Below are 3,222 nucleotides of genomic sequence, written 5' to 3'. Positions count from 1 at the left end.
TATTTAGTAGCTCTTTTAGCTCATTTAGCGATGGGTTGTTTGGAGTTGAGCCTATCTTTGCTCCAAGGTTTCCTTTGATCATTAGATTTGCTACCTTATTTAGCTCATCTATCATAGTGCTATCTTTTTTGATACCAGCTACGACTTTGTCGATGTTCTCATTTATAGCTTTACTCATCTCACCAAATTCATCATTTGATCTTACATCTAGCTTGCTTGGTGCTTTTGCTTCGTAAGTTACAAATTTAAATAGATCATCAAGCTTAGACTGGATAGTTTTTATAGGGTTAAGGGACTTTTTAAGTAAGAAATAGACAAATGCTGAAAGGATAACGATAAATAGCACTGCTAGGATTAGCTGGATCTTTAGGAGGGGCATAGTCTGGCTGCTAAAAGTATCGGCATTTATCGCAGCAACTGCGAGCCAACCATCGTCGTTTATAGGTAAAATTTTAGCCAAGACATTTTCGTTTTTCGCATTTTTATAAGAGATTAGTCCGTTTTCATCAAAGTCTTTATTTGCAAATTTAGCAGCCAAGGTCTTAGTCGCTTCAACAGAACTGTTTATAAGACTTTCATCGTCATGTAGCAAGATAACGCCATCTTTGTCCATAAAATAGACATAGCCAAACTCGGTCTTACCCATCTTTAGAAGCTTTTTACTTAAAAGCCTGATATTAACATCAGTAAATGTAGCTCCCAAAAGCTTGCCGCCCTCCACTATCGGAGTAGAGAAAGTCATGCATAAGTCGTGCTCTGGGGCAACCATATCGATATATGGCTTTGTAAAGATGGTTTTTCCACTACCCTTTGCAGCGATATACCAGCCCCTGCCCCTTGGTTCGTATTTATCTTTTTCTGGGGTTAAGGTTTTGCCATTTGAGCCGTAGGTATAGCCGTTGCTCTCTGCTGCAAAATAAGCGCCTATGACTATTGATTTTAAATTTTCTTTTGTAGATTTTAAACGAGCAAGAATTTCGTCTTTGTTATCCACACTGCCTACTAGCTTGCTAGCTAGCTTTTGAGAGTCCTCCATGTAGTCATCAATAAAACTTTGCGTCACAGACTTTATGTCAGATAGAATTTGATCTTGGTTTTGGCTGATCAGCTTCACCACCTCCTCTTTTGCGTTAAAGTAGCTAACAGCCGACATCGCAGCAAAGCATACACTCAAAAGAACAATAAGCGTCAATGCGATCTTGTTTGAAATAGACCTCATTTCATCCTCCTTGTGAAATATTAGTAGAATTATAATATTTAAAATATAAATTTAATCTTTTATTTTAAATAATATTTTATATTAAATAGTGATTAAATCTATAAAATAACGTAAATTAGCGATATATTAGAAATTTTTTAATTAAATTTGATTTATTTTATAAAATATATTTGAAGTAAAATATTTAATTTTTAGCATGAAAACTGGTTTATAAACTAAAAATATACTAGATAACATTAAACAAAATAGAAACTTCTTAAATTTAATGCATAATACTAATTTAAATGCGTGTTATCTGTAAAAAAATGATGTAGAAAGTATTATAAAATTTAGCCAGAGACCGAGCTAAACTGGCTAAATTTGGTGATATTTAAATTTCTTTATAGCCGACTATATTTAGTCCAAAACCGGCTAAGCTTACAAATTCTTTATTTTTATTTGAGCTTAGAAGCTCGATATCCTTTACGCCAAAGTGATTTAAAATTTGCGCTCCGATGCCGTAGTCTTTGCTAGTGTTTGAGTTGTCACTATCTAAAAAGATCAAAATTCCACCATTTTGGCTTAGAAATTTGATAGTTTTTAAAAGCTCTTCATATTTTGGACTGCTCAAAAGCTCGTGATCGGCGAGGATCTTTTGAAATTTGACATTTGCCTTGCTCTTTGGCTCGCCAAAAAGATAAGCTGAGTGGATTTTGCCTTTGTGATCGGTGATATCGTGTCTTGTAGCCGCGCAGTCTGCGATCATCACGTTGCTTTTTTCACCAACTCTTATGAGGCTTTCATGACTTAGCCTATACTCAACCAGGTCAGAAACGCTGATCATATTTAGCCCAAATTTCTCGCAAAACTCCTCCAAGTAATCGCGTCTTGCCATTGTGCCATCTTCTTTTACGATCTCACATATCGAAGCCATCGGGCTAACGCCAGCAAGCTTGCAAAGATCGACCGAACCCTCTGTGTGGCCTGTGCGAACAAGCACGCCGCCATTTTTGGCGATAAGTGGGAAAATGTGTCCTGGGCGCACGAAATCCTCAGGCTTTGAGCTGGCCTCTGCCGCAAGCCTGATCGTCATATCGCGCTCATATGCGCTAACGCCCGTTGTTGCGTCTTTTGCGTCGATCGTAACCGTAAAAGCTGTCTCGTGGCTAGATGTGTTTTTGGCTACCATTAGCGGCAGATCAAGCCTTTTTGCATTCGCCTCGTCCATCGCGAGACAGAGCACGCCCTTTGCATGAGTGATGGCAAAATTTACCTTTTGCATGTCGCTACTAGCTGCTGAAAAGACTAGATCGCCCTCATTTTCGCGGTCCTCGTCATCGACCATGACGACCATTTTGCCATTTTTTATATCATCAATCGCTCTTAATACATTTTCAAATGCCATAATTGTCCTTTTATAAATTTTTACGATTATATTGATATTTTGATAATCAAAAGATAAAAATAATATTTTTTCTTTGTCGGTAATCACTTTTGAGAAAAAAGAATTTACACCAAAATTTAAGCTTTTGAGGTTGATATTAGCCACTTGGCAGGATAAATTTATCTCATATAGGCATAAAATTTAAATGTATGTTTGTGCGATAAAATAAATTTTGACTTTAAATTTTAAAATATGCCTTAAATTTTAGACAAAAAATAAATTTTGATTCGTTAATAACATTATAAATATAATAGAAATTTTATATTAAATTTAATTTTAAAATTTAAATATTCTTTGTTTAGAAAATCTAGTGGAAATTGGGCTTTCATTGTTATTTTTGCTATAAAAACTAAAAATTTTTAATAGAGAAAAATATATTTTAATTTTTTTAAAGACACTATTTTATGTATTATTTTACATATTATTTAACAAAATATTTTTATAAAAAATTGCATTAAACTTAAAAAAATAAAGACAAAAATGAAAAATTTAAAAGTAGATGGCGCAGCGGACGGGGCTCGAACCCGCGACCTCCGCCGTGACAGGGCGGCATTCTAACCAACTGAACTACCGCTGCACC

2 protein-coding genes and 1 tRNA gene are annotated in these 3,222 nt (G+C 35.2%); all 3 read right to left on the bottom strand.

The features are described 5' to 3' along the window. Nucleotides 1-1,219 (bottom strand): cache domain-containing protein (locus tag UNSWCS_RS10200; protein WP_035143964.1); only part of this gene is annotated, 1,219 nt, incomplete at its 3' end. Between the two features lie 370 nt (nt 1,220-1,589). Next, nucleotides 1,590-2,603, bottom strand: a complete 1,014-nt coding sequence (locus UNSWCS_RS10195) for a bifunctional 3,4-dihydroxy-2-butanone 4-phosphate synthase/GTP cyclohydrolase II (RefSeq protein ID WP_035143962.1) — start codon at nt 2,601-2,603, stop codon at nt 1,590-1,592. A gap of 539 nt (nt 2,604-3,142) precedes the next feature. Beyond that, nucleotides 3,143-3,219: transfer RNA gene (locus UNSWCS_RS10190), tRNA-Asp, on the bottom strand. Nucleotides 3,220-3,222 lie beyond the last annotated feature (3 nt).

The sequence above is a fragment of the Campylobacter concisus UNSWCS genome (assembly GCF_000466685.1).
Taxonomy (GTDB): Bacteria; Campylobacterota; Campylobacteria; order Campylobacterales; family Campylobacteraceae; genus Campylobacter_A; species Campylobacter_A concisus_A.
Note: the sequence above shows the minus strand (reverse complement) of the source record. Positions and strands in the feature narration are given on the sequence as shown.

Coding starts and splice junctions, on each gene's coding strand:
- UNSWCS_RS10195 (WP_035143962.1), bottom strand. CDS start 2,603: ATGGCATTTGAAAATGTATTAAGAGCGATTGATGATATAAAAAATGGC.